The organism is Arthrobacter sp. ok362 (assembly GCF_900102785.1).
Taxonomy (GTDB): domain Bacteria; phylum Actinomycetota; class Actinomycetes; order Actinomycetales; family Micrococcaceae; genus Arthrobacter.
Map to the genome: position 1 here is coordinate 1 of NZ_FNGC01000019.1, position 23,792 is coordinate 23,792.

A 23,792-nucleotide genomic window follows, 5' to 3' on the forward strand; every position below is an offset into this window, starting at 1 on the left:
ACCGGCATCGAACTCCAGGTCATCATGACCGACCGCACCCTGTTCCAGGGCGACAGCGAACCCGCCCGGATCCCCGGCTACGGCATCGTCCCCGCAGCCTGGGCGAGAACCCTCCTCACCACCGGCACGGCACCCGGAACCACAAACACCACCGGACGCGGTACCGGCCCGGACGGACCCGAGGTCAACGGTGCCAGCAAGGGAAGCCCCGCTGCCCGCCACGGAACAGCCCCGCCGGGCATGGCCCCGGACGATGCCGCGTTCGGCGTCTGGCTCCGCCGGCTCTACACCCACCCCGCCGCCGGCGACCTCGTCGCCATGGACTCCCGCGCCCGGATCTTCCCCGCCGGCCTGCGCCGTTTCATCCAGGCCCGCGACGACACCTGCCGCACCCCCTACTGCGACGCCCCCATCCGCCACCTGGACCACATCGTGCCGCGACACGGCGGCGGGAGCACCAGCCAGAGCAACGGCGCAGGACTCTGCGAAGCCTGCAACTACACCAAGGAAACCCCCGGCTGGACCGCCATCCCACGCCCAGGACCACGGCACACCATCGAACTCACCACCCCCACCGGCCACACCTACCACTCCACCGCGCCACCCCTCCCGGGAACGCTGTTGTCAGGAGCAGCTTCCAAGGGCCATCTGCCCACGGGGGATCCGGTTTCCGGACCAACCCCTCTTGACCCACATGCGTTTGGAACGGATTGGCCGGGATCCCGGCACCGACGCCAGCTCCGCCACCGTGCGAAGACCCTCAAGAGCGGCAAGCGCCTTCCAGTGGAGGTGGCATAGGCCCTGACAGGTGCGGTTGGAGAGTGCCGGACCAGCCGAGCCTACAAACACAGGCCCGAGACGAAAACACGAATGCCGCCGTCGAGTCTTACAACTCGACGGCGGCACGTTATCGCCAGGCGGTTTCCCGAAGTCCAGAACCCCGTGGCTAGACCCTCAGGGCCACAATCTTCAGGACAACCGGGCGGGCAGCGTCTTGGGCTTGAAGGAGGGCCGGGTGGCCTCGTACGCCGTGATGTCTTCTTCGTGCTGAAGGGTCAGCCCGATGTCGTCCAGGCCTTCCAGGAGGCGCCAGCGCGTGTAGTCGTCAATCTCGAACGGCGCCACGATGTTGCCGCATTGCACGGTCTTGGAGACCAGATCCACCGTAACCTCGGTGCCGGGTGCGTTCTCGAGCTCTTTCCAGATGAGCTCGATGTCGTCCTGGGCGACCTCGGCGGCGAGCAGGCCCTGCTTGCCGGAGTTGCCGCGGAAGATGTCCGCGAAGCGCGAGGACAGCACGGTCTTGAAGCCGTAGTCCTTCAACGCCCAGACGGCGTGCTCGCGGGACGAGCCGGTGCCGAAGTCGGGCCCGGCCACCAGAACGGATCCGGCATTGAATGGCGCCTGGTTCAGGATGAAGGCCGGGTCTTTGCGCCACGCGGCGAAGAGCGCGTCCTCAAAGCCTGTGCGGGTGATGCGCTTGAGGTACACGGCGGGGATGATCTGGTCCGTGTCGACGTTGCTCTGGCGCAGCGGGACACCGATGCCGGTGTGGGTGGTGAACTTTTCCATTGCGGATCCTTCGGGACTGTATGGATCGGGGCTGTGCGGATCGGGGCTATGTGGATCGGGCCTGAGCCAGGCTTGAGATCCGGGCGGAGTGCGGCCGGAGGCTACGTGGCAGAAACTACGCGGCGTCGACTCGGACCGCCGCCGACTCCGGAACGGGGTCCAGATCCGACGGCGAGCTCAGGGTGCCGCGGACCGCCGTCGCCGCCGCGACTACCGGCGAGACGAGGTGGGTGCGGCCACCCTTGCCTTGACGCCCCTCGAAGTTGCGGTTGGACGTCGAGGCGCAGCGCTCCCCCTCTTCCAGCTGGTCCGGGTTCATGCCCAGGCACATGGAGCAGCCGGCAAAGCGCCACTCGGCCCCGAAGTCCTTGAAGACCTTGTCCAGGCCTTCGGCTTCAGCCTCGAGCCGAACGCGGGCGGAGCCGGGCACCACCAGCATGCGTACAGCCGGGTCCTTGGTCCGGCCACGGACGATGTCAGCGGCGGCCCGGAGGTCCTCCATCCGGGAGTTCGTGCAGGAGCCCAGGAACACCGTGTCCACCCGGATGTCTTTCATCGGGGTGCCGGCTTCGAGCCCCATGTACTGCAGGGCGCGTTCGGCGGCGGCCTTGGCGTTTTCATCGCCGAAGTCATCCGGCGATGGCACCTTGGCGGACAGCGACACCCCCTGGCCCGGGTTGGTTCCCCACGTCACGAACGGCTCCAGGGTGTCGGTGTCGAGGTCCACCTCGACGTCGAACGCCGCGCCGTCGTCGGTGCTCAGCGTGTTCCAGTATTCGACGGCGGCATCCCATTCGTCGCCCTCGGGCGCATGCGGGCGGCCGTACATGTAGTCGTAGGTGGTCTGGTCCGGAGCCACCAGCCCGGCGCGGGCGCCGGCCTCGATGGACATGTTGCAGATGGTCATCCGGGCTTCCATCGACAGCGCACGGATGGCGGAGCCGCGGTACTCGAGCACGTAGCCCTGCCCGCCGCCGGTGCCGATCTTGGCGATAACGGCCAAGATGATGTCCTTGGCGCTCACGCCCGGGCGCAGAGTGCCTTCGACATTGATGGCCATGGTCTTGAACGGCTTCAGGGACAGCGTCTGGGTGGCCATGACGTGCTCCACCTCGGAGGTGCCGATGCCCATGGCGAGCGCCCCGAAGGCGCCGTGCGTTGACGTGTGCGAGTCGCCGCAGACCACGGTCATGCCGGGCTGGGTGAGGCCCAGCTGGGGGCCCACCACGTGGACGATTCCCTGCTCGGCGTCGCCGAGTGAGTGCAGCCGGACGCCGAACTCCTGGCAGTTGTTGCGCAGGGTCTGGATCTGGGTGCGGCTGGTGAGATCGGCAATTGGCTTGTCGATGTCCAGCGTGGGAGTGTTGTGGTCCTCGGTGGCGATCGTGAGGTCCGGCCGGCGCAGCTTGCGGCCGGCGAGGCGGAGGCCTTCAAATGCCTGCGGCGACGTCACCTCGTGCACCAGATGGAGGTCGATGAAAAGGAGATCCGGCTGGGCGTTGGCTCCTTCGCCGTCCCCCTTGCGCACTACGTGCGCGTCCCAGACTTTCTCGGCCAGTGTCTTTGCCACGGCCTGCTCCCTTCACTGCGGTAAGTAATGTGCGTTCCTGCGGACTATTGCTTCCACTGAACCAGCACAGCCAAGTAATACGCCAGCGCGTTGACTTGCATCTCAGATAATGAGACGGCAATATCATTACATGGACAATTCTAGTGGAGTCGGTGTCATCGATAAAGCGGCCCATGTGCTTGACGCACTTGAGGCCGGCCCCACCACCCTGGCGCAGCTGGTGGCGGCCACAGGGCTGGCCCGGCCCACCGTTCACCGGCTGGCTCTCGCCCTGGTGCACCACAGGCTCGTGAGCCGCGACATCCAGGGCCGCTTCGTGCTCGGGAGCCGCCTGGTGGAACTGGCCTCGGCTGCCGGCGAGGACCGCCTCATCGCCTCCGCCGGCCCCGTGCTCATGCAGCTGCGCGACGCCACCGGCGAGAGCGCCCAGATCTTCCGCCGCCAGGGCGACTGGCGCGTCTGCGTGGCCTCCGCCGAACGTCCCATCGGCCTGCGCGACACGATCCCCGTGGGCACCCAACTGTCGATGAAGGCCGGCTCCGCCGCCCAGGTGCTGCTGGCGTGGGAGGACCACGACCGTCTCCTGGAGGGCCTCCAGTCCGCCCGCTTCACCCCGACTGTCCTGGCGGGAGTTCGACGCCGGGGCTGGGGACAGAGCCTGGGTGAACGCGAGCCGGGGGTCGCCTCCGTTTCGGCCCCGGTCCGTGGGCCGTCCGGCCGCGTGATTGCCGCCGTGTCCATCTCCGGCCCGATTGAGCGCCTGACCCGCCAGCCGGGGCGGTTGCACGCTGAGGTGGTCTGCAACGCCGGGCGTGTCCTGACGGAGGCGCTGCGCAAGACCAACGACTGAGTATGCTGTGCCCATGAATAGCTATGCGGTGTTCCTGCGGGGCATCAACGTGGGCGGCATCAATATCAAGATGGCCGATCTCAAGAGCGCACTGAAGTCGCGGCCGTTTTCGGGTGTCAAGACCCTGCTGGCCAGCGGCAACGTCGTGCTGGCCAGCGAGCTGGATCCTATTGGCATCAAAAACGATTTCGAGGCGTGCCTGAGGGAAACCTTCGGCTACGACGCCTGGGTCGTGGTGCTGACCGCGGGCCGCGTGGCAGCACTGGTCGACGCCTGCCCCTACCCGGCCGACGACGCGTCCACCCATACGTACCTGACGCTCGCTTCCGACGAGGCGGTGCTCTCGGAACTCTTCGAGGCAGGCAGCGCCCTGGACGGGTCCGAGCTCACCCGGCTGGGCCCGGAAGCCCTGGCCTGGCTCGCGCCCGCCGGCGGAACCCTGGACAGCCCGTTCAGCAAGCTCTCCTCGAAGGCGAAGTACAAGGCCGCCACCACCACCCGCAACCTGCGCACCATGATCAAGGTCCGCGACACGGCGCTCCGGAGCTCAGGCTTTAGCGATGACGGAAGCAATGGCTGAGGTACCCTCTTGCAGCCAGTCAAACCGCTCACCCAGATACTAGCTACTGGCGAACTTGTAGCCCTTCATGAGGAACGGATAACTGACGGGCGTACCCACCGAAGATGACGCTACGTCCCCATATTTGACCCCACCCGCCAAATCAATGCCCACTACTCCGTTGAATCCGGTCCTGTGACCAATGACCGGCGAGAACGCAGTCATACCGGTGTATCCTCCCGTGCTCAGTCGTACGGGCGTCGTTGAGACCTTTCCGGTCGATGTCCGGGCGTAGCGGTAGAGGGATCCGTTGTCGTTCACAATCAAGGCGGCAGCTGTCGAACGCGAAGGTACCAGCATGACCATCTGCTTGCGTTTCCACCCTGAGCCGATCGCGACCGGCGTCCCCAGCTTCCCCGTCGACAGAACAGGCCAAGCCTGAAGCGCTCCACTGATGTTCTCTGACGCCACCACAGACAGGGTCGAACCCCACTTGCCGATCGCCATCTTCCGGTCCAGCCAGCCGCTGACTCCCACGACGATGCCGGGAGCGAACCCGCCCTCCGGCAGGCCCTTGTGCACCTGCAGCGTCCCGTCACCGTGGCTGGTAATCACATCAAGAATGCCGTCACCGTTCCAGTCCGCGACATGGCAGGATCGGACATACGTACCAAAGCCTGAGTCGGCCCGCATCGGCGGCGCAAACTTCCCGCCTCCGAGGGACCGCGCCACATAAAGCCAACCGTCGGTTCCGACGGTGACGAGATCTGCCGCTGAGCGGATTGACGGCTTTTGCACAGTACTGACCTCAACGACATCCGTGCCATTCTCAGCCAGATACAGCTTTCCCTTGCTCGAAACCACCATGTTTGAATAGCTTCCGCGCAGGATTTCTTTCTTGGTCCGCGACTCCATGTCCAAAACCGTCACGGTCCCGCCGGCCTCATGCAAAATCGATCTCACGCTGGGGAGGTAACTGATGCTGCTCGTCTTATAGCCGGCAGGAGCGGCGCGGTTAAGGAGCTTGTATGCAGACACCACGCTGCCACTGGACTTATTCAGCCGGATCACACCGTTATTGGTGCTGACGTAAAGGACGCCGGAAACCAAAATCGGGCTGTTGACCTCGACTTCGCCGGTCAGCGCCCGCTTCCAAACGAGCTGCTTCAGCCGGGCATTCCAGGCAAACACATGCGCCGGCTTAGTGTCGTTAGCAGATCCGTAACCGCCCTTAATTCCGGTAGTGCCGTAGACGATGTCGCCCTCGCCAACAAGGCCGAGGACGGATTGTCCCAGTACTGGTCCACTGACCACGCTGATATCAGAATTGTTCAGGGGGTTGATGCTCACAAGGGCACCCGTGTTGTGACCGTACTCCGCAACGGTTCCAGCGACCACCCGGCCACCCGCGCGTGCCCAGGCGAACGGCCGGGACTGCAGGTACTTCTCACAGAGCTCGATGAGGCTGGTTACGCTCTTGGTCTGGGGATTGAATCTGAACAGTCGGCCGCCACCGTATGAACCCACGTAGATACTTGTCGCGTCGTACTGGAACATTCCCTCGATTTGGGCGATGCCTGTTTCAGTGGGCGAGCGCCATGTTGCCCGCGTGCCAAGGTCCACGGATCCAATACCGTCTCCCATAAATGCGCCCAAATACATGACGGTCCCGGACGCGGCCGGCAGCAGCGTCTGAATCTGGAAAGGACTTGTGGCAAACGCAATGGGTACCGTCTGGGTGATCACTTTTCCGGCAACTGAGACCTTGACGTACTTGTTGTTTTTTCCGTCCCCACAGAGGAGATTCACCGACGTGGCTCCATTGATGGTTTCCACGTTCAGTGCACGGGGAGTGTCAGGGACCAGGCAGACGGTTTCCGCGGCCATGGTCTTGGGATTGATCTTCATCAGTTTGTGCGTTCCCACCGTGTTCCAAACGGCATAGATGTCGCCACTGGCGCCCAACCCTGCAGAGACACGGCCAGCCGGTGCCCAAGCCCAAGGAAGCGTCTTCCACGCCCCGGCCGCTATGTCGTAGGCCTTGAACGTCAGGGTGCCGTCGGCGCCGTCGAAGTAGACGAAGAGCCAACCGGAGTGCGCTGAGATGCTACGGACAAAGCCCTTCGCCACTGCACTCGGAAGCGCGATTTCCCGCAATATCGTTGGACTGTCGGTGTGCCAGGTGACGATGCGCGGATTCTGAGCGCCGGTTCCGGCATAGACGTTGTCGCGGGCGTCGACAGCCAGGCTGCGGACATACTGCGCGTCGGCGTGCACCCGCGGTGTGTGGATGGTTGCGCCCGTTGCAGGATCGAAACGGGTGGCGCTACCCGCGGGATAGTTGCCGCACCAAACCCTGTTCTTCGAATCGGTTGCCCGGGCAAAAGAAACGTTTGTCGTGCCGGCCGCCGCAGCGAAGCCATTCGTCACCGTCCCCGTCAGGCTAACCTTTTTGACCGTGGCGCCGAAAGCAAGAATGGAGTTCGAGACGGGCTCGTAACTGACGTTGCCCGCGCCTCCTCCGCCCTCGGGGAAGGGAGTGGCTGACATCTCCCGTTTCCCGGTGGCAACATCGAAGACCTGCACCTGCTCGACAAGCCCGTGGCAGCCGGCAGCCAGCTTGAGGACGCCCACCTTGTTGCGGAAGAAGACGGCGCTTGGATCCGGGACGCTGCTGAAGACATTCTTATACCGGTTCACCACGGCCGACGGCTCGGTGCCTACGGTGGTCAACACAACGTCAGTGCCGTTCAATGACTCCAAGGAATTGGCAGGCGCAGTCGCCGGAGTGGCGGCCATGGCAGCTGTGGTGGTGGCGGAGGACAGCACCACCCCGGCCCCCAAACTAACGGCCATGGACAATACGCTTCTTCGCCCGATGATTTTAGGGAGCTGTGTCACTAATATTGCCTGTCTTCGTTGGGGCCCGGTTCACCAATAGCTTCACCCAATGGATTCCCATTTAGAGGCCATGAAATCTGTTTTGAGAGTAAATTTCTGGTTGACCTATCGGTCCCTGATTTGGACGCACTTCATTCAGCAAAACGTATCACCGCTCCCGCGCTGAAATTCGGCAGATGACAGCTACTTTGTCCAAGGTTTTCCGCAGAAGTTTCCGCAGTCAGCTAGTGGGCAGCTGCTCCAGCAGCACATGGGGAAGGAGGGCTCTCCGTGGTTGCCCAGACACAAGGCCTACACCACGACTCGAAACTTGTGCCCCACTACCAAAGTCCACGACGACGAGGCGAGACAGTAGGGCGACCCAACTCGTGTATGGCTCCCTAGCCGCTGGCAAACTTGTAAGACTTCATCCCAAAAGCGTAGCTAAGGGGTATTCCCACCGAGTTGGGCGCGACATCGGTATATTTGACCGCGCCCGATGCATCGATCCCCGCAATGCCGTTGTGGTCTGTTTTGTGCCCGACTATGGGCGAGAATGCAGTCATATACGAGAATCCACCCGCGCTCAAACGTACGGGCGCCGTCGAAATTTTTCCGCCCGCACCTCTGGAGTAACGGTATAGGGAACCGTTTTCGTTCACGATTAAGGCGGATGCCAGGGTCCTTGATGGTACAAGCATCACCATTTGCTTGTTTCTCCAGCCTGAGCCGATTGACACCGGTTTCCCGACTGCCCCCGACGCCAATACTGGCCACGCAAGCAGTTGCCCGCTGCTGTTGTCCGCGGAGACAACGGTCAGTTCCGCCCCCCAGATACCGACTGCCAGTTGTCGGTTGTGCCAGCCGCTCGCCGCTAGCCGTGTCGGGACGGCGAAGCCGCCTTCGCGCAGTCCTCGGTGCAGATGAAGGGTCCCGTCATCGTTACTAGTTAGCACGTCAAGAACCCCGTCTCCGTTCCAGTCCACCGCATGGCATGAGCGGACAAGAGAACCGAAGCCTGATGCAGCGCGGATAGGCTTTGCATATTTTCCGCTTCCAACTGACCGTGCAACGTATAGCCAGCCATCGGCCCCGACAGTGACGAGGTCGGCGGCAGTGTGGATGGTTGGCTTCTGGACTGCATCGATCTCGACGATGTTTGTGCCGTCCTCCACGAAATACAGCCTGCCCCTGCTTGTAGCCACCATGTCCGAATAGGTGCCCCGCAGTATCTCCTTCCGGGTCCGCGACTCCATGTCGAGAACGGTTGCCGTCCCTCCGCTGAAGTGCACGATGGAATTGCATTGAGGAAGATAAGTGATCTCACTCGTCTTGTAGCCAGGAGCAGGACTCCTGTTCAGGAGCTTGTAAGTGAAGACAAGGCTTCCAGTAGCCTTGTTAAGCCTGATGACACCGTTATTTGTGCTCACGTACAAGATGCCGCGAACCACGAGCGGGCTGTTTAGCTCAACTTCCCCCGGCAGTGGCTTCTTCCAAACGAGGCGATTCTGCCGGACATTCCAGGCAAAAACGTGCGCTGGCTTGGTGTCGTCCACCGAACCGTAGCCACCCTTGATCCCGGTAGTCCCATAGACGATGTCACCTTCCCCTACAAGGCCCAGGACCGACTGACCCGGGATGGGGCCGCTGATCACAGTGATATCGGAATTATTCAGGGGATTGATTATTGCCATGGCGCCGGTGTTATACCCGTACTCTGCGACGGTGCCCGCGACCACTTTGCCGGCGGCTTGGGTCCAGGCAAACGGACGGGACTGCAAATGTACATCGCGTAGTTCTATGAGCCTTATGACGCTCCTAGTTCGCGGATTGAACCTGAAGAGACGCCCTCGAGTGTACGACCCCACGTAAATAGTTGAGTCGTCGTAGTGGTACATCCCCTCGATTTGGGCAATTCCGGTATCGGTAGCAGAACGCCAGGTTGCCCGCGACACCAGGTCCACCGATGCGATCCCGTCACCCATGTATGCGCCCAGATACATGGTGGTCCCGGATGCGGAAGCTGCGAGCGCCTGCACTCTAAGCGGCGTGTCGGCCAGGCCAAAGTGGACGGTCTGGACAATTCTTTTCCCTGTAACTGAGACCTTCACGTAGTCGTGTTGCTGCCCCACCCCGCACAGAACGTTTAATATTGTGTCTCCGCTCGACATTTCGATGCTCATGGCACGGGGAGCACCTGGAACGACGCACACGGCCTCGGCCGCCATGCTTCTGGCGTCGATTCGGATCAATTCGAAGACGCCGGCCGTGTTCCGGATGGCATAGATGTCGCCGCCGGCGGGCAACGCCGCGGAGAGGCGCATCGCGGGCGACCAAGTCCACGGCAGTGTTTTCCAAGTCGCGGTTTCTAAGTCGTACACTCGGAATAATTCTTTGCTGCCTGCACCTTCGTAGTGCACGAAGAGAACGCCCGGATGGGCCGCAATGTGAAATACAAAGCCTTTCGCGGCAGCACCCGGGATCGCGATTTCACGCAATTTCATTGGGCTGTCCGTGTGCCACGTCACGATTCGAGGATTCAGCACGCCGGTCCCCGCATAGACGTTGTCCCTGGTATCGATGGCCAGGCATCGAACATACTGTACCCCCGCATGCACGCGAGGCGTATGGATCGTCTGTCGCGTGGACGGGTCGAACCGGGTTGCGCTCCCAAGCGGATAGTTTCCGCTCCAGATCCTGCCCTTCGAATCGACCGCCGGAGCAAAGGCAACACTGGTGGTACCTGGTGCGCCGCCGTAAGCGTCGGATACCAGTCCCGCCAGGCTCACACGTTTAGCCATTGCCGAGGGGCCAAAGGCGAACAATGCCCCTGTCGACGGCTCATACACAACCCGGACAGCACCCCCTCCTGCTCCCGGGAAGGGGGTTGAGGAGAGCTCAAGTTTCCCGGTGGACGCATCGATGACTTGAACTTGTCCCGCCAGTCCACGGCAGGCGGCCACGAGCTTGAGGGCGCCGGCTCTGTTCCGGAAGAAGAGTGCGGTGGGATTCGGTCCGCTCCTAAAAACATTTGCATAACGGCGCAGGACCGCTGAAGGCTCAGTGCCGACTATAGACAGCGGAACTTCCGTGCCATTGATCGCGTCCAGCGAGTTGGCCGGAACGCTTGCGGTGGTTGTGTTGTTTCCGACCGATAGTGCCGCGCCCGCCCCGACGGCCGCGGCCAGGGATAGAAAGCTGCGGCGCCCTACTACGCTGGGTGGATACATCACGGATAGTCCGTCCTCGTTAAGGAACTACCGGTTGTTTCCTTAACGAAGCTAACGCGAGGGGCTTGGGAAATCCTTTAGACGTTCTCTTCCCGCTTCCGCCTCGCTTACATCACATGACAGCAAGCAATGCGAAAACCCATCGAGGGTAGCGACGGTTCCGCTTCGGAAGAGTCCGCGCCGGCACCTCGACGTGCGAGGTCGGCTTCCGGCCCGAAAATGAACGACGCCGTCCGGGTCACCCCGAACTCCGCCACGGCGGCGACAACGAAGTGAGCAGCTCTGGGGCGCCTCCCCGGCCCCGATCCGAAGCAGTCATGAACGGCGCCAGGGCGCGCCCAGGACAATCCTGAAGGGGCACCCCGCCGGCGATAATGACGGTCTGCGGTGGCCAGCCCCCCGACCAGCGTCACATCTGGGACATAAGACGAACAGCCAGCGCGGTATGCCGAATCCACCGATGCAAGTCAGCGGCACCAGCCCTACACAATGTTGAACGGCGTCGACACTCCGTCTGACTCCCGCAGTGGACGAGATGGCCGCCAGCTGGTCGTGGCCCTAGTGGACGGCGCCACAGATATCGGCCTGAAAGCGTCAGGTGCCCGATCCGGTGTCGCATCCGCAGTCCCAAACAGCAATATCCGTGTGGTCCCAATGCGTGGCAGCCGGCTGGACGAGACCCTCCACCACGAGCGGGACACTGGCCCGACGGCCGGTACTAAGCTGCTGCGGTCATTTCGGGCAGCGGAATTAGTGGATTCTTCTACGCTGCCAAGGCTGGCCGTTGATAACAATAGTGGATTTCGTTGGGCCGACGGTAACCGAGCGCGGAGTGACGGCGCCGGTTGTTCTAAAGCCCCTCGATGTAGCGAATGACGTCGCTCCGGGCTTGTGATTTAGTCGCGTAAACGGTCCAATACACACGCTCGTTTTTCAGGGCTGAGAAGAACGATTCGGCAACGATCTTGTACCAGCATTATCCGGCTAATAGCCCGGAATGCCGGGGATTGGCCGGTTAAGGATCTAGCTGCTTCGGCTGGTCAGTTTCTGGAGTTGTTCTTCGTGGCGCCGCACGCTTGTGGCGAGGATGTCGAGTGCGGTGGGGAGGGTGGCGATCTCTTCGGTGAGGCCGTTGAGGGTGCCGCTGGCGGCTGCGCGGTGGCGGTTCTCCTCGATGGTGGCTCGGATCATGGGGTCCCGGTAGAGGGTGGTGCGGCCCAGGCCTGTGTGGGCGGCAACGGCGGCGAAAGTCACTGCCTGTCCTTTCCGGAGGAGCTCGGTGCAGGCGCGCTCGACGCGGTTGGGGGTGCTCGTGTTCGTCATCCCGCGGTGGCCTCGTTGATCAGTCTGTTGAGTCGTCTGATGAGCTGTTTGTGTCGTTCGGCTTCGGCGATCCAGCCTCGTTGTTCGGCGTCGCGTGCGAGTGCGTCGGCATCAACTCTTTGTGCGGCAAGGATCGGCAGTGAACTGGGCTCAGCGTGGAAGCCGGGGCCGTGCTCACAAATATTTGCATAGGCGCAGGCGCCCTGGGCGGGTGCCCGTAGGCAGAACCCTCCGGCCATGCGGGACTTCAGCAGCGGTGTCCTTCCAGTCCTTTCCGCCGGTGATGTCTCTCAGCGGCAGGCTGGTCCTGCCGGTCGCGGGTGTGAGTGCCTGTTGTTTGGCCAGATCAAGGGCCCGTTCGTACTCTGTGCGCACGGTATCGTCGAAAAGCCGTCCGTAGCGCAGGCTCATCTCTGCGGACATGTGACCGGGCAGCGCCATCAAGGCCTGCAGCGAGACACCGGCGTTGACCAAGGCGGTGGCGTAGGTATGCCGTAGCTGGTGCGGGGTGATGTGTTCGAGCCTGGCGAGACCGGCGGCGCGGTCGAGTTCGACGCGGACGGTTTGTTGCCCGAGCCGCCGTCCGTGGTCAGTGAACAGGAACTGGGCCGGGCGTCGGTAACGCGGGTGTGGCAGCGGCCGTCCGTGCGATCTGGTGTGGGTTATGTGGTCGATCAGCTCCAGGATCTCTGCATCGAGGGGGACCATCCGCTCGGTGTCCAGTTTGCCGAGGGGGACCTTCAGCCAACTGCCGTGGCCGGAGACTTCGTGGACGCAGTCCAGTTCAAGGTCGAGCAGTTCTCCGATACGCAGCCCGCAGGAACGTTGCAGGCGCAGGGCGGCCGCGGCCAATTCGTTTCCCGGGGAATCGGTCAGGGCCTGGGTGAGGCGCCGGTCGACGTCAACGGGCAGGTAACGAGGCAGCGTTTGCGGGAGCCTGGGGATGTCCTCGCGGAAGAGAAGCTTGCGCCGTGGCGCTTAGGGCCAGTCCCACTCGGTGATGTCGGTCAGGAACCCCATCAGCGCGAGCACCCGCCGGGACCGGTCGGCCACGGTGATGCTCTCACCGTTTTTGGTGTTGACGGCATCGACCATGCTGCTCAGATAAGGCTCGATTTCCTTGCGTCGATCGAGGGCAGCGACGGAGTCCAAACTGATCCAAATAAATGGTTGGGCCCTACAAGTTGTAAGTGTTCGGTGGCCAGTTCAAACAGGTTTCTTATCAGACCTTTGCGAATACTCCGGTGGAGGTATCTGGTTCCTCCACCGGATAGCCGGACGTCAGGACAGGCCGAGTTCTTCCCATGGCCCAGGAGCAGGTTCACGAGCCAACTCCGCCTTGCCGCCCATGTGCATCAAGGGCCCCCTCAGCATGCGCACGGTGCGGAGGTTGCGGACCTTCGCCGCGTTCGGGTGCAGGACGATGTCAACGCCCTTCCGTAGGGCCACTTGGTCAACGCCCCAGTTGAGGTACCACTCGGTCTGTTTAGGGAACGTCAAGACTGTGCGTATGTAGGAAGCCACGTAGCCCAGGAACCGTCGGCCGAGGTCGCTGTTCGAGAAGTACATGGTTCCGGCTGCAACGTCCCACGGTCGTGTGCCGGGACCGTAGTGTTCAGTGATCCATTCATCGGTTGAGCCGGAAATATAGCCGGCGTCAGCTTCCCCGATGGCTTCGAGTGTGTCCGCCCATGGCTGGTTGACAACCATATCCACGTCACTGATAACGAGCGGCTTGTTGTAGTGCCGCATTATTGCCGGGGCGACGAGGAACCGCAGCGTCGTGTAGTAGGGAACGCTAGTGAGCGATTCATCGCGGTATTCGAAGCTGAATCGGACCATCACGTCCTCCCGGTTTGCCCAGCCTTCCAGAATCGTGAGCGTGTCGCCCGAGGGGTTACAGACGTGGACGTGCACGATGACATGCGCCGGCCCTGACCGAAGCGACGAGTAGATGCACATATTGCCGTACTTCTTGAAATAAGAATCGTCACACCCGAGAAGGTGCACCAGGGAAGCGCGATCGAGAGATGGGTCTAGGTCCGGCAGCGTGATGCTTTTTGGGCTGTCGTGCAGGCCCTCAATCGCTTTGCTGAAGGCGTGCGACCTCCATGTGAAGACTCCGTTGTTGTAGTGGATGTTGCGCTGGCCATGTCTTTGCAGCAGCCGCGCAGCCTGGAGGTAGAAGCCGTCAGCCTCCGCGATCTCTTGCCGCCCGAAGTGGTTGTGGCCCAGATTGGTGTTCGACCAGCTCCGCTCGCCATTCAGCGCAATATCAGCAAGGCAAACGGACCGGCTGGATTGGTTGTGCTCCAGAGCATCCCCGAGGAGATCAAAGCGCTTGCTATAGGCCGAGTCCTGTTCAGTGTGTGTGGCGGGGACCTTGGCTGTGAGGAGCGGGATGGAAAGGCTCTTCATTACGCTCTTTCGGAATGCCTCGCCGACCTGAGAGGCTCGCAGGTCATCAATGGAACCGAGCTTCGACGGGTTCCGCTTCATCCACACGAGGGCCGAGAGGGCCAGAATGCGCAATTGGCTGGCGCGCGTGAGCGCATCGACAGCGGAGGCATCCAGCTCTGAAGCTACCACGGCGGATAGTTCAACATGTTCCGGTCGCCACTCTTGAACACGGACCTCTCGACGCCGCACGAGCGTGGAGCCGCTGAAGCCAGCCGTGACTTCGTCGACGTAATCGCCGTCGACGTCGAGGACGGCCCCGTAGAAGAGCCCGCTTTCAAGGAACACAACATCCGAGTGCAGCAGGCCATCAAGACCTGGGGTCACCGGGTGGACACCGCTTTGCGTTTTACTGAGAACGCGCCCGTCCTTCTTGAACTGGACAGTGAGGCTAGAGGGGTCTGCGATCCGCGGCGTAGCACCGAAGTAATACAAGCAACGCAGGTGTGGGACGTAGAGCGCGTCGTGTATCCGAATTGGCGGTGTCATCGAGGGGCCTCCATGGGCGCACGTAGGGACACTTCACGCGTCCGGAAAGCAGCTTTGTGTATCAGCTTAGTTCAGGCGGATACCTGACGATCACGACGAAGTAGCCCTGCCGCCCCCATCTTCCCTCGGGAGGGTGGGGGCGTTTCGTGTCCAGCTAGAGTTCTTTTGGCTCGGAGGGGTCTGGGCCACCGATCTATCGAGGCCGGTGCGGCATCCGGAACAGACTCCGACGAACAGGTGGGGACAGTCCAACCGGACGAAGCCCTCCCCAAAGGGCCACGTAATTCTCATGGCCTATGTATAGCATTCAAATGCGAACAGTGCGTGGCCGGCTGCTGGCCCTGAGCCGTCGAGTCATTCCGGGGCCCTTCCGGCGTCCAGATACGAAGTGGCCATGGCATCGTTCGCTCTCGACGGGTCCACTTATGAGTACCTACGACCGGATCCCGGGCACCCAGCGGACGAGACTCGATCATGGGAGTACGGGAATTACCCGAAGGTCATGGCGAGCGTGCCGTTGGCCGGCGGCGCCACGGGGGACGTCTACGCGGTCGCCGAACGCTGGAACCACTCCTATGTGTTCGTGGCCTGGGGCGATGACGGCGACCACAAGCACTTGGTATGATCCCCGCCGGCAACGTCGGCCGCGTCACCGATTGCAAACGGGACATCGAAGAATACCGCCGCTGCCCGCGAAGCTGCGCGCGATCCGCAGAGGCAGCCGGCTCCCCGGATCCTTCCTGCCTAGTCTTAGTCGGGAGTCAGCGAATGCCGGGGTAGCGGATATTTCCCTGAACGAGTGCGTTGGTTGACGACCGGATCAGGACTCCTGCACCGCCGCCATAGATTCGGTTGTTCCGAACCTTCGGGGACGTAGCCCACATCACGTGGATGTTGACCGCGGTTTTCGCGTCCTTCTGCCGCAAGATGTTGTCGCGTATGTCGATGCCGCGAAGGCGTGTCGCGGAGACGCCGCTCACGGTGATGCCGGTGCCGATCAGGTTGGGGTTTATTTTGTTGCCGATGACGTTTGCGTATTCGGACCGGATGATGTCGATTGCCGGGCCGGGGTTTGCCGGGGGCCTCGCCAGATCGAAGTTGAGGGTGTTTCGCTCGACGACGACGTTCGATGCCTGAACCTTGATGAAGCGTCGGGAGACGTTACGGATCTGGTTATCGCTAATTGACACCTTGCCCGATTTGAATGGGTACGTGCCGTCATAGAAGAGCACATGGATTGCATCGCCTTCCTCGCCAGTAATGTTCTCGATGCGGTTGCCGGAGATGACTGAATTGGCGGTTGCTGCGGTGCGAGCGTTGAGTCCGATGCCTCGGGAGAACCCGGGGCCGTTACCTCTCGTCTTGTCCCCGACACTGACGACATTGCGGACAACATTGTTGCGAACAATGATGCCGCCGGTGGTGGTGGCGTCGATTGCGCGAGCAGATTGTGTTGCTGACCGGAAGTTCTCATATCGGCCGTTCTCGACCGCGGCCGCTGCGCCGGTAACTTTCAGTCCGAAGGCTGCCCTGTTGTTGCCGTCGATGTAGGCGCGGATGTCGGCCTTCTTACCTGTCACAGTGAGCGCGGTGATGTTCGGCCCGTCAGCAAGGATTTTCGCGTTTGCGGTGTAGAAGTGCCTATCGTTGCCCGCCAGGGTGAGGCCCTTAACGATGCGGTATGTACCGTTTGCGAGTCGAATGCCGCCTGCATTGAGCCACATCTGGACGGCAATGGTGTCGTCAGTTACCCCGTCGCCCTTAGCGTTGAAAGGCGCGAGCTTCGGGTTCAGGGCGACGGCGTTTCTTGAGGGCAGGGCCAACTCTCCGATGCTGAGCTTCTGGGCGAACTCAGCGCTCAACGCTGTCCGAGTCCCGTCGTTCCGGAACTCCGGCGGACCGGGCTCTGTTTTCTCAAGCGGCTGACATCCGGTAAGGAGCAGGCCCAGACACGCGGTCAGGACGACGGCTGCACCCCTTACCCCTCGCGTCGATGATTTGGCGGCCACGGCGACTCCAATCCGCAAAGAGAATTCACGAATACGCGCCCAGCCCGTCCCATAAGTATCGTCAGGAATGCACCCGAGGGAAACCCCGGAATTTGGCTTGATTAGTCCGCCAGTGCGACCAGCGGCAAGTGCCTTCTTCAACCATCCCATGTAGGCGGCCTAGCCAGGCGCATCGGCCGCCGCGGCGCCTGAGGCTTTCGTCAGGCGTGCGTAAATGCGCAGGGTGGATGTGAATCCTCGTGCCCTAGACGGGCTTGCACCACGTGGACGGTAGGCCAGCGTCAAGCAGGGAGTTTTGTGGGCGAGGATCTCGAGATCCACGGCTTCCGGTCCAGACTGCCATCCTCCAACAGCTCGGCAGTGAGCGGCCGCCAGGCCCCTTCGCCGTTGGGCCGCTGGAAAACGAAGTCGACGTTCAACCCCCGCCCCGGTCGGCTGGCGACGGCCCCGCGTCCTATCTGGTGACGGGTTCGCGGTCAGGGTTCGGCCCACGGCAGCGGTGCCGGTAATGACTGGCCTGGGCGCGGTCAGGACGTTTCTCGCTACAGGGGCCGTTGGGCGGCTGGTGTTGGCCGCGACGTTGTAGCCGACCTTGCGGGCAGTAGTTTTGACGGTGATGGTCTTCCCGAGGTCGGCAGCGGTCAATTTGTACGTTGTGATGGTCGCACCGGCGATGGCCACCCCGGTCGGGACGTTGGTCAGACTCCTATCAGGACATGGCGGCCGGCCCGGTCACGCCTCGTAACGTGAGGCGGGCCGGTCGGCAGGTCGCATTGAAGACAACGGGCCGCACGCGGCCGGTGTCAGAAGGGCCGTGGGCCAGACCGACAGCCCCGGGACATATTCTGCCCGGGGAGCCAGATCGGACGCCATGCCGTGCTTCGGGCCAGACCTCCGGACCCTCACAGATCAATTTTGAAGGGCCGGATTGCCCGCGGCTTCCGCAACTTCCAGAACTACGGAATCAGGACCCTACTCGCCGCCGGAGGCCACCGCCCGTACCGGGAGAAATCACCCAACCACGCTTAGAGACGAACAGGCCCTATTGCCTTGGCAGCTCCGGACGCCTCAGCGCGCCTAGCCGCCCGAGTGCTGGTGGAAGGAAATCGAACTTCTCATCGTCACCGAAGCAACGACGGCGAAGGTGGAAAAGAACAGTACGGCCATTAAGCTTCTAAAACGTGCTGGTAGGGGATTCGTCGGTAGCAGGAACAACACGCTCCGCATTATGCCCAGAAGCGCCGCCAGAACAGTGGCCTGCAACATCCGCCGTGGAGCGGAAATGATCACGAACCACCGAGAGCTCAGCGATTACGATGGCGAATTCGACCGAGAAGGCTCACGCTGTCTGAATAGATGACGTCGGCGTGACAGTATAGCCCTCGCTGGACAGCGATACATCCTCTGCCCAACCATGTCCCGCCATCGAAAGGCGCAGTAGCTTGCTAGTTCGCTCCACAGCGGAGCAAACTATCCAATTCAAATCGGTGCTACTTGTTGTTTGGATCAGAGTGCTGAATCGGACGGACGGGCCTCGAAGTTCAAAAGTAATTTCCGGCGTCTCATACATGTTCCGATAATCATCACTACGCCACCCTGACATCGGTTCTGTTTGGCCATATGCCAAGTTGACTCGAGGGTTGTTCCCGAGCGCCGTGAACAGCATTGTGTTGCCCCGATCCGTCCGCACGCTGCAGGTCCCGGCCGCGGGATTTGCTTCGGTCACGGCGCCGGGGGGCAACTGCCAGCGCTGCAGCGTTGGGGAGTCCTCGGCGCCGCTTATACGGTCATCAACCAGGATATAGCCGCGCTTCAGCGAGTGGAGTAGCGTTCGATGCCAAACGATCCCCTTCAGCCCGCGAACTTGCACCGTGGCCATGACGTGATCTTCGCTTATCCGATGCGCAATCATGGGCGACTCTGCACTGGGGTAGTATGCCCGTCCGGGAACGTCAACGACATTGTGGGAGCTACGTCCCCGGAAGAACAGCCGCTCCGCTCCTGCTTCATATGCATATAAGCCTGAGTCGCACAGTAGCCTCTCGCCGTGTGCATCGAACGTTATCGAGCCAGCATCTTCGTGACCATGGACCGCGGTGGATCGCCCCGGTCCGAACCGTAAAGTTAGATAACTCGTTGCGGGCGTCTCGTGCCATGTGTCCCAGCTACTTCGCGCGAACAGATAGCCGGCTTCGTAAAGTGCGACGCGCTCCTCGGGCGCATTGCTCTTATTCTTGACCCATTCCGTCGGAGTTCCGCTTACTATCGGGGCCCGATGGAGAAGAGTATCTCCAATCAGCGCATAGTGAGTCGACGGCGACGTAGCGTGGGCCATGAAGGTCGGCATCCGATCCAAGACGGATTCAATGGCTACAGGTAGAGCCACTCCAGCGGCCTTCAGCCTCCTTGCCGCTTCCTCGTACCACCGATAGTTTCTGTATTGATAATCGATGGAACCTTCTCTGGAGACGCCTTGATCATCGATGGCTTGCTTGAACATGGACAAGATTCGCTGAGTCGCTAATTCAAGCCAGTCATTTCGTTCGAGAAACTGGGCAACCACAATCAGCCCCATATCTTGGTGCAGGCTGTGGTTCCCTTTCCCTTCATAATTTGCGGCATCCGCGAGGTGTTCCCCATGAACTACAAGACTGTTAACAAGCCAATCCGCGGGCCCAAATACAGTCAAAGCTTGTATCAAGACGATGGCTCTGACTCCAACGGCCATGTCGAACCAGGCGTAGTCAGACTCTGGGGTATCGACGGAATTCTTTTCAATCCAGTCTTTCAAAACACGCTCGTATAGCGCGATACCCAATTCGGAATCGATTTCCGAACTGTACTCCCTCAGGTTGTCCAACCACAGGAGCGTATGATACTGAAATCTCCAGTTAGCGTCGTCCAGTGGATCGGCGGACCATGAAAAATCAGGACCGACTCTCTGGGCCGCATGAGGGGGCAACGTAAGCATGCCATCGAGCAACTGCTCAAGGTGGATACTTCCGGAAACTTTCTTGCTCGCGGCCGTCGCATACGTTTCAAAAAGCTGTCCGCTGAGATCAGATATGTCTTTCATAGTTTTGAATTGCAAATCCTCTAGTACCGGTTATGGTCGGGCGAACAAATGTCTGCTGCCGGCTACCGGCCATCCAGCAGACGCCAGATTACTGAATACGCGTTAGCAGGTTTCGCGCAAATTCGCTGCTAACTACGGCTGGGGCAAGCCGTTCCATATGCGTCGCAAGTGACCGTTTGACGGACTCATTGCCAATCAGACCCACCGAGGCGACCATAGCCCGGGCGAAGGCGTCGGCCGAATCGTCCTCCACGAACACGGTAGAGCCGGCGTCGAGTCCCTCGCGAAAAGTCGGAGTATCGGCCGCAACCACCGGAAGGTCAAAGGTACCGTAGAGGAGAGCGGCACCGCTATTGAGCGTGCGCTCATAGTTCACGAGTCCCACGTCGGCCGCTCGCAGGAAGTACTGCGCCCTGTCATTCGGGATCTTGTTGCTCTCTATCAAGATGCTTGAATTAACAAGGGCACGATTTATGAATTCCCTGACAGCGGAGCTGTCATCCGCACTCCCCGCGACGAGGACCCGAAAGCGAAATTCAGGAGAGGCGGCAGCCATGATGTCCACGGCGTCGAGAAGCCGATCCAGCCCTTTATAGGACTTCAACGCGCCAAATAGAAGAAACACGACCTCGTCTGGGCCCAGGCCCAGCATCGCTCGGGCTTCTTCCCTGGTTATGACGTCAACATACGCGCCCTTGTAGCTCGGGTGCGGGGCTACAAGAATTTTCTCGCGGTCTAGTTTGACGTAACCGTCCATGGCGTCGACGGTGCTGGCTGACATTACGTGCACGATATTGGCTGCGTCGGCAATACGCTGCTGGATTTCAAGCTCGACGTCGACGTGAACAGCGTCATGCGGATAGACATTGTGAACTGTCCAGATTACGTTCACGCCGTTGTCTCGTAGTTGTTCCAGCCGAGCCGCCATTCCGATTCCAACAGTACGCGCACGTTCCTCCTCGGCGGCTCCCAGCGTCATCCAAGAGTTCCAGTGAAGATGTAGCGAAGTGGTGGAAGCCATCCTTCGGAAATCCAAGAGACCACGAAATTTCTCAGGTTTCAGAATCGGTGCTACGGCTATGCCGTGTCCGCCGAAATGCCGATAGAGCAGCGCCTGATAGGGATTCATACGAGCTACAGGAGTGTAGCCCAACAAATGCGGTTTTTCCTCACCGTTTGCGAGGGAAGAATAGGCGGCGAGCAGTTCGGACGCCGGGGACTGCGGACTCGCAGTGAAACTTCGGTATTCAATCTTCACTTGATTGGAGCCCCTTCGAACAATCCTGCAAATTCGTCGACGTAGCGTTCACCGTTACTGTCCCAGGTCCTAGAAGTCCTCACCCATTCGAGGCCCGCAGACGCCATGCGCCTGCACTCGTCAGGGTCTTCAAACAGATCAAGAAGCAATCCTGCCAACGCGCTTGCCTGGCCCGCGGCGAACGTAGTTCCTCGCAATGGTGGATCGACGATTTCGACCAGAGCGGGCAAATCACTAGTGACAATGGGTTTGCATAGAGCCATGGCCTCAAAGGGCTTTAAGGGAGTCACATAGGTGGCTGCGCGCTCGGGGATTCGTGGCACTACGAAGATGTCGATTAGCGAGTAGTAGTCGGGTATGGCTTTGTGGTCCACAGATCCAGTGAATATGACGCGGTCCGAGACACCCAAGTCAGCCGCCAGTTGCACAAGCGAGTCCTTCCGAGGGCCCCCTCCAACTAAAACGCACCGAGCCTCAGAACCGGCGTCTTTGAGGAGTCGACATGCTTGGATAAGGGTCTCTTGAGACTCCCGATAGTGGTCCATATTGGAGACATATCCGAAAGTGGGATGGCTATCAATCCCGTGATGATTGGCCAGCTCATTCGAACGTTCCCGAGGAGTAAAAGCTTCAGTATCGACTGCATTAGGGATAATACCAATCTTGTCAGCTGGTATGCCGCGGCTAATCAGTTCGTCCTTCATTGCTTCGCCAATGGTTAGCACGCGATCAGCACGGTGCATACACATCTCTTCGACCCACATACGGCGGGAAAATGTTTCCCCTTGAGACTCCCACTCCAAGTCGCCCGTCCAATTTCCTTCGAAGAATGAACGAACCTCGTAGACCAAGGGCAGCCCGGTCTTCTCTTGGAGAGCCAGACCGACGAGCGCCGTGTCGTAGCCTCTACGGCCAGAGCTAGCGTGTATGACCGACGGGCGGTACTTAAGGACTTCCTCATAGGCGAGTTGAGCAAACATTTGCAGGAATTCGTCAACTGGCATGCCCGCGTAGTCAATGTCGCCAACGTCAAGCCGGACGTGCCGAATGCCGTCGACGTCCTGAGTCGTTCCGAACGGGCCGCTGTTGAGTATTCGCGGGAAACCGGGTTCCGTGACAACGATGGGCTCGAGCCCTGCCTTGGCCTCGGCTAAGAAATTACTATGGCTGCGGGACGTGAATCCATTCGAAAGATATGGCCGACTTTCTTTGACGAGATGTAAAATCCGCCCCGCGACGGGATCCTCGATCGGAATACGGCGACCAGGGATGGATGGCGTCCATCCGGAGATCTCTCGCAATCTTCCCTCAAGCCTTCGAACTCCTCTCGGGTCGACGTTTCGATCCAACCGTGCCGATTCATAAGTGAGCAAAAGTGCGTCGCTGATTTCACCCCTCTTGCCTTGGAGATCCCTCAGTGCACGTACGAAGGAGGCGTTTTCCTTTAGCCTTTTCCTTAGCGCCGTCGCCCAAACGAAAGCCCTATCGTAGTTTTTCTCCGCCATGTAGTGCGTCAACGCGTTCAGCCCACCGAACCGTGAAGTCAACTGCACTATCTTCGTGTCTTGCGAGGAACCCGCGGCTTTCGAATCCGGAAGTGCCGAGATTGCTGCAACATTGGACTTATGGAGCCTCAAAAGCCTTGAAATGTCAGCGTGAGCCTTGTCGAGCTCCTCCATCGCGACTTCCAACATCTCCGAGTCTGAAATGATCCGAGAGTGAGTGTTCATTTGATGGTTCCATCAGCCTTCCGACTATTGTGTGCGGGGTACGCGGGATTCCTGCCGACGAGGCGAACGTACGAGTGGCTACACAGGCGTCAAGACGCGATTCTTATGCATCCATTCCGGGCAAAAACCAGCCTTCATCCTGGAACGGTCACTGACCCCTGCCCAATCTTGCCCGACAAGGTGCCGAGACACACAATCGCATGCAGGACTGCTACAGGTTGGTCTGCGGTCACGATGCGCTCCACTCGATCAAGAAGTAGTCTATTGCCGCCGGCTACTCAACGCCCCACTTCGAACTGCGAGTGTCACCTTCTCGTATTCCGCCCAACGAAAAACGACCCCGGGCTAGTGCCCGGGGCCGTTCTATCTGTGACCCCAGCGGGATTCGAACCCGCGTTACCGCCGTGAGAGGGCAGCGTACTAGGCCGCTATACGATGGGGCCGCGTACTCTCCAGAACAGCACTTCTGCCGTTCACGCTAAGCGATTATTTCATACACTCAGCAAGTGTTTCAAATCGGCTAACCGACCCGAAACCCCTGATCAGCCGCGGAACGCCGCGGACTTTCAGAGCTGGGATACCAGGACTCGAACCTAGAATGACGGTACCAGAAACCGTAGTGTTGCCAATTACACCATATCCCAATGGCACTTTCGGTCCGGATGTTTAGGCCTAAACCTTCGCTCCCGGCGCCTCAGCACGAGTAATTACTTTACCCGAGAGTTTTCACTTCCACAAATCGGGCCGGCAGTGCCGGGATCGAGCTGCACGGGCGGCCCCAGTGCCACC

Annotated in this window: 16 protein-coding genes, 2 tRNA genes and 1 pseudogene; 4 read left to right on the forward strand and 15 right to left on the reverse strand. The window is 60.7% G+C overall.

All coding sequences use genetic code 11. From position 1 onward, the window contains the following. The coding region (locus BLQ10_RS19715; protein WP_175558703.1) for an HNH endonuclease at positions 1–798 on the forward strand (798 nt) is incomplete at its 5' end. A gap of 171 nt (positions 799–969) precedes the next feature. On the opposite strand, the gene leuD is transcribed toward BLQ10_RS19715, so the two are convergent. Both leuD and leuC read right to left on the reverse strand, forming a co-directional pair. Continuing rightward, entirely contained in the window at positions 970–1,572 is a 603-nt protein-coding gene (leuD, locus tag BLQ10_RS19720) for a 3-isopropylmalate dehydratase small subunit (RefSeq protein WP_091564705.1), read from the reverse strand. A 115-nt stretch (positions 1,573–1,687) separates the two neighbouring features. Then, positions 1,688–3,142, reverse strand: coding sequence for a 3-isopropylmalate dehydratase large subunit (leuC, locus tag BLQ10_RS19725; RefSeq protein ID WP_091564706.1), 1,455 nt, complete (start codon positions 3,140–3,142; stop codon positions 1,688–1,690). A gap of 130 nt (positions 3,143–3,272) precedes the next feature. On the opposite strand from leuC, the gene BLQ10_RS19730 reads away from it, so the two are divergent. Further along, a complete protein-coding gene (locus tag BLQ10_RS19730; RefSeq protein WP_026266447.1) occupies positions 3,273–3,992 on the forward strand; it encodes an IclR family transcriptional regulator in 720 nt (239 codons plus the stop codon). 13 nt (positions 3,993–4,005) lie between these two features. Then, positions 4,006–4,572 carry a DUF1697 domain-containing protein gene (locus tag BLQ10_RS19735; protein WP_091564707.1) on the forward strand — a complete coding sequence of 189 codons (567 nt, stop codon included), beginning with the start codon at positions 4,006–4,008 and terminating at the stop codon, positions 4,570–4,572. 39 nt (positions 4,573–4,611) lie between these two features. Here BLQ10_RS19735 and BLQ10_RS19740 read toward each other — a convergent pair whose 3' ends face one another. The 7 genes and pseudogenes from BLQ10_RS19740 to BLQ10_RS19765 form a co-directional block, all read right to left on the reverse strand. Continuing rightward, positions 4,612–7,407, reverse strand: coding sequence for an FG-GAP-like repeat-containing protein (locus BLQ10_RS19740; protein WP_091564708.1), 2,796 nt, complete (start codon positions 7,405–7,407; stop codon positions 4,612–4,614). Positions 7,408–7,832: 425 nt separating this feature from the next. Continuing rightward, a complete protein-coding gene (locus tag BLQ10_RS19745) occupies positions 7,833–10,661 on the reverse strand; it encodes an outer membrane protein assembly factor BamB family protein (protein WP_091564709.1) in 2,829 nt (942 codons plus the stop codon). Positions 10,662–11,424: 763 nt separating this feature from the next. Next, positions 11,425–11,619, reverse strand: a pseudogene (locus BLQ10_RS19750) (IS3 family transposase); the annotation flags it as partial. Positions 11,620–11,684: 65 nt separating this feature from the next. After that, positions 11,685–11,984: a DUF6262 family protein gene (locus BLQ10_RS19755; RefSeq protein WP_091564710.1), complete on the reverse strand. Its 300-nt coding sequence runs from the start codon at positions 11,982–11,984 to the stop codon at positions 11,685–11,687. A gap of 174 nt (positions 11,985–12,158) precedes the next feature. Beyond that, positions 12,159–12,836, reverse strand: coding sequence for a tyrosine-type recombinase/integrase (locus BLQ10_RS19760; RefSeq protein ID WP_254785686.1), 678 nt, complete (start codon positions 12,834–12,836; stop codon positions 12,159–12,161). Between the two features lie 126 nt (positions 12,837–12,962). Then, the gene (locus tag BLQ10_RS22580) at positions 12,963–13,136 is read right to left on the reverse strand and encodes a hypothetical protein (protein WP_217635840.1); all 174 of its coding nucleotides are present in this window, start codon (positions 13,134–13,136) and stop codon (positions 12,963–12,965) included. Between the two features lie 129 nt (positions 13,137–13,265). Then, the gene (locus tag BLQ10_RS19765) at positions 13,266–14,930 is read right to left on the reverse strand and encodes a hypothetical protein (protein WP_091564711.1); all 1,665 of its coding nucleotides are present in this window, start codon (positions 14,928–14,930) and stop codon (positions 13,266–13,268) included. A gap of 394 nt (positions 14,931–15,324) precedes the next feature. Between BLQ10_RS19765 and BLQ10_RS22195 the strand changes: the two genes are divergently transcribed. Next, entirely contained in the window at positions 15,325–15,555 is a 231-nt protein-coding gene (locus BLQ10_RS22195) for a hypothetical protein (protein ID WP_139164294.1), read from the forward strand. 136 nt (positions 15,556–15,691) lie between these two features. Here BLQ10_RS22195 and BLQ10_RS19770 read toward each other — a convergent pair whose 3' ends face one another. The 6 genes from BLQ10_RS19770 to BLQ10_RS19800 form a co-directional block, all read right to left on the reverse strand. Beyond that, the gene (locus BLQ10_RS19770) at positions 15,692–16,939 is read right to left on the reverse strand and encodes a right-handed parallel beta-helix repeat-containing protein (RefSeq protein WP_139164295.1); all 1,248 of its coding nucleotides are present in this window, start codon (positions 16,937–16,939) and stop codon (positions 15,692–15,694) included. A gap of 1,339 nt (positions 16,940–18,278) precedes the next feature. Beyond that, a complete protein-coding gene (locus tag BLQ10_RS19780) occupies positions 18,279–20,015 on the reverse strand; it encodes a heparinase II/III domain-containing protein (RefSeq protein WP_091564714.1) in 1,737 nt (578 codons plus the stop codon). A gap of 88 nt (positions 20,016–20,103) precedes the next feature. Beyond that, complete coding sequence (locus BLQ10_RS19785) at positions 20,104–21,273, reverse strand: glycosyltransferase (protein WP_091564715.1); 1,170 nt, start codon at positions 21,271–21,273, stop codon at positions 20,104–20,106. Continuing rightward, positions 21,270–23,003 (reverse strand): glycosyltransferase family 4 protein, encoded by a 1,734-nt coding sequence (locus BLQ10_RS19790; RefSeq protein WP_091564716.1) that lies wholly within the window; start codon positions 23,001–23,003, stop codon positions 21,270–21,272. The genes BLQ10_RS19785 and BLQ10_RS19790 overlap by 4 nt, the downstream gene beginning before the upstream one ends. A 370-nt stretch (positions 23,004–23,373) precedes the next feature. Next, a tRNA-Glu gene (locus tag BLQ10_RS19795) sits at positions 23,374–23,446 on the reverse strand. A 129-nt stretch (positions 23,447–23,575) separates the two neighbouring features. Continuing rightward, positions 23,576–23,647, reverse strand: a tRNA-Gln gene (locus BLQ10_RS19800). Positions 23,648–23,792: the final 145 nt, after the last annotated feature.